The sequence below is a fragment of the Gluconobacter cerinus genome, assembly GCF_002723935.1.
Taxonomy (GTDB): domain Bacteria; phylum Pseudomonadota; class Alphaproteobacteria; order Acetobacterales; family Acetobacteraceae; genus Gluconobacter; species Gluconobacter cerinus.
Genome location: NZ_BEWM01000021.1, coordinates 1 through 7783, shown reverse-complemented (window position 1 = coordinate 7783; position 7783 = coordinate 1). Strand labels below are relative to the sequence as shown.

2 protein-coding genes and 4 pseudogenes are annotated in these 7783 nt (G+C 50.6%); 2 read left to right on the top strand and 4 right to left on the bottom strand.

Annotation, left to right across the window (positions count from 1 at the left end):
• Together GCE01_RS16060 and GCE01_RS16055 are read right to left on the bottom strand one after the other, a co-directional pair.
• Positions 1–3352: pseudogene (locus GCE01_RS16060) on the bottom strand (hypothetical protein); the annotation flags it as partial.
• 3 nt (positions 3353–3355) lie between these two features.
• Positions 3356–4630 carry an autotransporter strand-loop-strand O-heptosyltransferase gene (locus GCE01_RS16055; protein ID WP_099213638.1) on the bottom strand — a complete coding sequence of 425 codons (1275 nt, stop codon included), beginning with the start codon at positions 4628–4630 and terminating at the stop codon, positions 3356–3358.
• Between the two features lie 258 nt (positions 4631–4888).
• Between GCE01_RS16055 and GCE01_RS16050 the strand changes: the two genes are divergently transcribed.
• Positions 4889–5791 (top strand): helix-turn-helix domain-containing protein, encoded by a 903-nt coding sequence (locus tag GCE01_RS16050; RefSeq protein WP_167386194.1) that lies wholly within the window; start codon positions 4889–4891, stop codon positions 5789–5791.
• A gap of 180 nt (positions 5792–5971) precedes the next feature.
• Here GCE01_RS16050 and GCE01_RS16045 read toward each other — a convergent pair.
• Together GCE01_RS16045 and GCE01_RS16040 are read right to left on the bottom strand one after the other, a co-directional pair.
• A pseudogene (locus GCE01_RS16045) lies at positions 5972–6188 on the bottom strand (IS5/IS1182 family transposase); the annotation flags it as partial.
• Between the two features lie 198 nt (positions 6189–6386).
• Positions 6387–7444: pseudogene (locus GCE01_RS16040) on the bottom strand (IS5 family transposase).
• Positions 7445–7557: 113 nt separating this feature from the next.
• Between GCE01_RS16040 and GCE01_RS16035 the strand changes: the two are divergent.
• Positions 7558–7783, top strand: a pseudogene (locus tag GCE01_RS16035) (recombinase family protein); the annotation flags it as partial.

Below are 7783 nucleotides of genomic sequence, written 5' to 3'. Positions count from 1 at the left end.
GGAGGTCTCCATCTGTCGCTGTCTGCAAACTATACCCGGAATGCTCAATCCCGGTGATATTCAGAGTAATAGACTTGCCGCTGGCAAGCGTTAATGTCACCTGGTCTGCCGTCGGATACGACACGGATGTCACATCAGAAGCTTTGACGCCATCGATTTCAATACCGTCCGAATTTTTTGGGGCTGCGCCGTCAAATCCGGTAATTGTCGTTGTCAGTGTTCCGCCAGAAGACAGGCCAGAAACAACCAGGCCAGTATTCGTGCTGCCGTTCATAACGATCGTGCCGCCAGCATTGGCCCAGATCGTCGCCTGACCACCATTTTCAAGGCTAACGGTCGCAGCAGACATGACAGCACCGCTTGCAAGATTAAGCGACCCTGCAGCGCTGACCGTAATATTGCTTGAGAGGGTAGCGCCCGACTGAAGCTGAGCTTTGCCGCCAGATGTCACCCAGAGCTGGTTAACGGTGCCCCCACTGGAGACTGTCAGTGTGCCGTGGACTTCACCGCCAAAGAGCTTGCCCCCGTTGGAGATCGTCGTGTTGCCACTGTAGCTGCCAGCTAGCCCACCAGAGACTGTTCCGCCAGAGAGCACAACCGTATCACGGAGGTCTCCTACAGCAACAAAGGCACTAGCTCCATTGCCAACAGTAATACTACCTGCTGAACCACTCGTTGCATCTAGGAAAGCACCAGAAGCTAGCGTACCTCCAGAGACGGTACCTTGGTCTGTAATGTGACCAGAGAGAACAGTACCTGCCGTTGCGGAAAGCAGGCCACCGGAATTAACCGTCGTGTTTCCTCCTACAGATCCGGAGATTGCCAGAAGTTGACCACTGGAGCCGACTGTCAAATCAATAGCGGTGCCACCACCTGAGACAGAAACTATACCGCCGGACAGAACCGTGCCGCCGGACGTGCTTCCGCCGTTGAAGACGCGCTCGGCTCCACCATTGCTGACCGTTACGTTCGAGCCGGATGCACCATCCTGAATACGCAGACCAACGCCACTGCCAACGCTGAAGTTCTGGACCGTACCATAATTGCCCAGACCGTCAGACGTGATCTTGATATCAGCGCCAGACTGGAAAATATTCGTTGTCGAACTGTCGAGAGTACCTGCAAGCTCGAAATACTGGCCACCATTCCCGATCGTATTGGACACGATTGTTGAACCGGAATTGACATTCAACTGACCACCGCTGGTGACTGTGACGCCAGCAATCGTACCGCCAGAGCTTCCGTACAGCCAGGCACCTGCGCCTGAAACAGTCCCGCCGCTGACCGTACCGCTTTGAATCGCAACAAACTTTCCGGCAGACGTCAATGTCAGACCACTGACAACGCCCCCAGAAGCAACCACACCCGTGGCGCCAGAGCCGCTTACCGTCAGACCAGATGCAAGACCACCATTGACAGAAACGGAGCCGCTGACAATTGCTGCCGAGGCAGCACCACCAGTGGAAATGACCAGAGAACCGCCAGATGCAACGGCTGTTGCGCTCGCAACCGCGCCAGAAGAGACTAACTGTTGCCCTCCTGAGAGCACATTGGCACTGATAGAACTCCCAGCCAGGAGGTAGTCACTCGTTCCAGAGGAAACAATGGTATTATACTCGATACCACCATCAAGGTAAGTATAAGCACCATAATGATCAAGAACTGTATTGTAAGCAATGGCGCCGCTAAAAATATTCAATGCCGCGCTGGTATCTGGTTCATTTCCGATAATACCACCACCAGAGAGATGGACACTGGATGCAACGGCCCCGGAATACAGGAAGGCACTTGCATTATTGGCAACCATACCGCCAGAGATAACGCTTCCGGCCCAGCCCTCTAGAACGCCGCCACTCTGAACAAGCACACCCGATGCTGTACCACCATTGAGTGTCAGGTAACCGCCACTCTCAACGATGCCTCCATAAGCACTTCCTCCGGAAACAACATTCCCGGAACCACCGCTCACCAAGACACTAGAGGCACGTCCACCGCTTTGAACTGCCAGAACACCGCCACTCGAAACTGTCGTCGCGGAAGCCGCAGCGCCAGAAGAAACAACCTGGGTTCCACCAAACTGAACCTGCGTTCCACTTACAACTGCGCCAGACTGGAGGTACTCGTCACCACCAGACGTGACAACTGTGCCTTTTACGGTCGCACCGCTACTGACGACAAGCGAACCTGCGACGGTTGTGCTGGAAGCTGTACCGCCGGAAAGAACCGTTTCTGTACCACCAGAAAGAACCGTATTGGCCAGGGTCGTACCAGAGCCAGAGACCGTGGCGGAACCAGCACTGGCAATCGTTGTCCCAGAAGCGATGCCTGCAGAAGAAACCAGCAGGTTACCACCGGACAGAACCGTGCCGCCGGACGTACTTCCGCCATTGAAAACGCGCTCAGTTCCACCAGCGCTGACTGTTACGTTCGAGCCGGATGCGCCGTCCTGAATACGCAGACCAACGCCATTGCCAACGCTGAGATTCTGGACCGTACCGTAATTGCCCAAACCATCAGACGTGATCTTGATATCAGCGCCAGACAGGAAAATATTCGCTGCCGAACCATCCAGTGTCCCAGCAAGCTGGAAGTAATGGCCATCACTTCCAATCGTGTTGGAACCAGCTATCGATCCGGAACCTGCAATAATCTGTGCCTGGCTTGTGACGGTAACCCCTTCTACCGTACTGCCAGAATTGGCAAACAGATAGGCTCCGGTCCCACTCATCTGACCGCCACTGACGATGCCTCCGGAAAAAGCAGTAATGGTGCTGTTCTGCGCGGCAGACACATTAATGGCCTGGCCACCACTAATGGACAGGCCCGCACCAGAAACTAAGCTATAGTTAGAAACTATGCCGCCGACATCATAAACGTCAGCCCAGCCAATGGCGGTCCCTCCGACGACAGTTGCGCCTGCAGAAACGATTGCCTGCGTGAACGCTGTTCCACTCGCACCCGCACCTGAAAGCGCACCCGACAGCGTGACGGCGCTCGTTATTGATCCAGAATTCGCGTATAACGTAGTGCCAGCGACAGTTAGACCACTGATCAGCCCCCCGGCACTGTTCGCAACTGTAAAGTAAGCGGAAACATTATAAGCAGATCCATAATTATTGAGGACCGAACTTAATGTTGCGCCACTTAAAACGCCGCTGTTATAGACAACACCGCCACCCTGCATATTCAGATCAACGATCCGACCGCCCGACAGAATAACGACGTTTGCCGTGTTCGGAGACACATTCGACGCGGAAGAAACGACGCCTCCGCTTGAAACGTTCAGAACATCGTTCGCTCCCAGCACAATACCGCTTGAAGTAACGCCAGATTTTATATCCCACTGTGTCATATTTTAAGCCTTTTCGCACTGCTCATGATTGAATTTTTCCGAAAGATGGATTGATTTTATTTTCCCGATCACGTGTTCGCTCGTAATCAGGCGTGTGCACTCGAACTGTCGGGATGTGTTCGCGTGCCTTGGGCACCACAGAAAATCGTGGTGATCGAAACGCTCTTTTGGATCATTCCAGCACGAATTGCAGACATGCCAGTTCATGACACGGTACGGCGTTTCGAATTCGTTTGTTGGATGAGTAAAGCCGGAAATCATCACAACAGGAGTGCCGGTTGACCACGCCAGCCAGGCCAGTCCCGAGCTTCCTCCGATAAAGAAATCAGCGTGCTTCAGCCATCGAGAACGCTCTGCAAGAGGACGATTTCCCGTCTGATCTTCAGCCCCGTGTGGAATATGATTCCAGACGATTCCGGTTCCATGCACCGGCTTCTGATCAATGCAGACAACACGGTATCCCTGAGTTTTCAACCAGGTGATAACCTCTGCCCAGCCAGTCGGATTGTTCCAGTACTTGCATTGGGACGATGCCTGGACCGCGATGCAGACATAAGGTTCCTCGAGAGGACGTCCCTCATCCGGGAACTGAATTTTGGCCGGTTCTTCTGCGGGATTTACACCGAGAATACACGCTGCAGTCTTATGGAGCCCGACAAAACGGAAATCTGTCGGCTGCCAGTCACACGCGGCATCATCGAAAAAGAGTCCTAAGCTGTATGTGGCGTAAAAACGCTCCGCCAGTTTTTGCTCTACAACGTCTTCATGCGTCACAAAGCGGATATGCGGATAAGCAGATTCAAACAAGGGCAAGATCAGCTTTGACAGCGCACAAGTAAGACGAGCGCCATGCTTCTCTGCAAATCGAGCGGCATAAGGCATCCAGGCCAACGTGTCGCCCAAAGTTCCAATCGGAAACTGGATCAGCACGTCCTGGCCGGTCGCATCGTAATGATGGGTAAAGACGGGAAGATTTTCCGAAGTGGTACTCTCTTGCCAGACTTCAATCCCGAACCTTACGAACCAGCGTTTACTGGAGGTCACCAGAGCGTCTGTCAGGCCGCCATGCTCGAACAGAACGTTCCCCGTATCGAGATCACGGAGCTTGATGCGCCACGTTACACCGTCTTGAAGCGGTAATTTAACCCGGCAACCTGCATTGAAATCGAACCTTATTCCCTTAGGCCCGGCTTGTGTCGGAATCGCAAACACCGGGGGATAAGGAGAAGGAGCTAGCGACGTATTTTTATCTGGGGAAAGTGTCTGCTCTTCCGACATCACAAGAACGCCACGACTACTGCACGAGAGATCGCGCAAGGACCTGTGATGACCCCGTTACAAAAATTAAAACTCATTATAAGCCAATCAATTTCGTCGCGTTAACCTTCCATTAACAGTGGATTTCACTTGTGTATCGAAGCATTTCTGCAAAGAGATTTGCAAAAATGCTTCGAGAACAGGAGTTCTCAGATCTCGGGCAGACTGCTAAGCGGATATTTCGAATTTTGATAATAAATAGCTAACAGGTTTAAATTTGTGTTTGATAAAACTCGCAAGGCGGCTTTAAGTGATCGTGAGGTTTTTGCTGTTTTTTTTCGTTCAGAAAGTCTTGCAAAAGCGGCCGATACTTTAGGAACCTATCCATCGACCATTTCGCGAACAATTCGAGCGCTTGAAGTGCAGTTGAAAATAAAACTGATGGAAAAAATAGATGGTAGAGTTTTTCCAACCCAAGAGGCTATGATTTACGGAAAATTTATTGAAAAAAAGATAGAAGAAATTAGAAGATTTGAATTCAATTTGTCTCATAGTATTTTAGAAATTGATATTATAGCAACTGAATGGCTTCTTAATAACGTTGCCATTCCCGGTATACCTAAAAATGTTAAAGAAAATCTCGATATCCGGATAAATTTGTCTTCCAGTGCTAGCCTTAATAGCATTAAGCCAGGTAAACCTACTATCTTTATTGGAAGCAGTAGAGAAAATAAAAAAACCCATGATATGTTATTGAAAAATATTTCGATAGTGAACATCGGAATATTTTCTCCATCAAATTGTAGTATTGTTGACTTTAATAAGATTTACACACCAATTGAGATAAGCAAAATACCTCTTATTGATGTTGTGGATGGAAACACATGCAGCCTAATTAAATTTTCAGGAGAAGCGTTCGACAAACTTCCCAACGCGTTAGGCATTGTTGATGCTTTTCATACCGCTTTCGAAGAAGGCATGACGCGGGGATGCCCCTTTGTTTCATCTGAGTGTGTTGTCAGAGACGCTGTATCAAAAAATTTATGCACCGAAGTAAAAATATCTCCTTCACTAGACCCTGTTTATATCGATGTAATTTTTTCAAAATCAGAAAATCGTATATTTATGGAAACAGCTAGGTCCATACATGAATATGGAAAGATACTTTTTTCACATAAGTAACTTTCCAATAAACTTATTTGGATGGTTCTAAGAGGTAGATAGTCGAGAAGAAGACAGTCGGTTATCTGTCATAGCGGGTTGCGAACCGCCACCAGTCCTTGAGCCTATGGAAAGTGAGGGATCGAAAAACCATTGATTAATGCGTCTGGCCCTTGATTTCAGGATTGTGGTGTGTTGATTGATGGTAGCTCGAACGATGCCGATTTTTCGAATAAACAGTCCCGTTTGTGACTTCTGGTCAGAAAAAACACGATCAACATGCGATCGAATGACCGACTTTCCGGTGTTGGATTTCTGGATATGCCTGGGCATAAGTTTGAGGTGCAGCTTCTTTCCTGTGAAACTTCGAGACAAAGCCCTGCTTTTCCATGAAATCTTCACTGGCATTTGAGCGATAGTCTCCTGTCAGAGAAATATGCTCTCAGCCGAGTGGTGCGATATGCGGCGTCATATCATCGGAAATAGAGGTTTCGAAAAACCTTTGATTGACTGCTCTTGCGCCTAATTTCAGGTTTTTGACGTGTTGATTTCTGGTTCCTTAGCCTGATTTTCGCTCTGCGATTTGAGCAGAGCGAGGGTTTCATGCTCTGGGTTGCTACGAGGCAGCGTTAATCCGCTTCAGGAGGAAAAAGCGGCGCATGTTGTAGACGATATTGGCCAGCCCGATCCTCATGGTGGCCCGCGTTATCCCTATGGTTCGGACGAACAATCCTGTCTGCGATTTCTGATCAGCAAAGACATGCTCGACACGGGATCGGATCACCGACTTCCCGGCGTTGGACCGCTGGATATGGCGGGGCATGGGTTTGAGATGAGGCTTCTTCCTGTGAACCTTCGAAACAAATCCCTGCTGTTCTCATTGGCTTTCGAGCGGTAGGCTGTATCAGCCCAGACTGTTGGTGCCATATTGGTTTTATCCAGTAGGCCCTCGCGTAGTCTGGCACCATCGCTGGCCGCGGCATCTGTCGCCTTCCATTTACGGATCAGCCGGAATTTTCGGTTGATGGAAATATGCGACTTGTAGCCAAAGAACGGGATGGCCAGATCTGTTGCGGGCATATTCCCATCATCCTGGCGCTTTGCTTTCGTGAACTTCAGCGTCCAGCGTGCATGCCTGTCCTTGTGGGACAGCTTTGCGGGTTTGTCCTGCCACTCCTGTGGGATCCGTCCTTCCCGAAGATACTTGGTGTTCCGCTGCTTTGGAGCAGCCACCAGTGTGGCATCCCGGATCTGGCCTGACATCGTTAAATACCCGGCGTTGCGCAGGATTGCGTCAAAGCGGTTGAACAGCCCATCGATCGTACCCGCCTGTGTCAGACGTTCGCGGAACAGTCAGACCGTTTTGGCATCCGGCACCTGATCTGAAAGCTCCAAACCAAGGAAGAGCATAAAGGAGATGCGGTCGTTGATCAGATATTCCGTCCGTTCATCAGACAAATTGTTCAATGTCTGGATCACCAGAATCTTGAACATCAAAACGGGATCAAATGGCGGTCGTCCGCCCTTGCTTCCATCGGAATACGCCAGGGTCTTGTCCAAATCAGGGCGGAACGCTTCAAAATCCACAGTCCGGGAAAACGCTTCGAGCTGATCGCCAAGCCCGCTCAGGCGAGCCAAACGCTCTTCAACATCAAAGAAACCCGGCTGGTTCATGAGCCAATTCCCCAAATCACGACATGAGGAATGGAATCATACAGAGAGACCCAAAACTAGCGGTTTTTCGAACCCTCCATCTGCTGCCGAGCGCTTCGGCGATCTACGCCCGGATGACCGACGCCCTCAACCATCCCGAAGAACGGCTGGAAGCCGCCGAGGCACTGCGGGCACTGATCGAGAAGGTCGTGCTTACTCCCGGCCCGAACCGGGGCGAGAGTGACGCGATTCTGTATGGAGAACTGAGCACAATCCTGAACTGGATTGAGCGGCAAGCCATTGGAAAGGCTAGAAACACGAACACTCCCGGAGCTTTGCTCACGGGAGTGTCGGTATCAC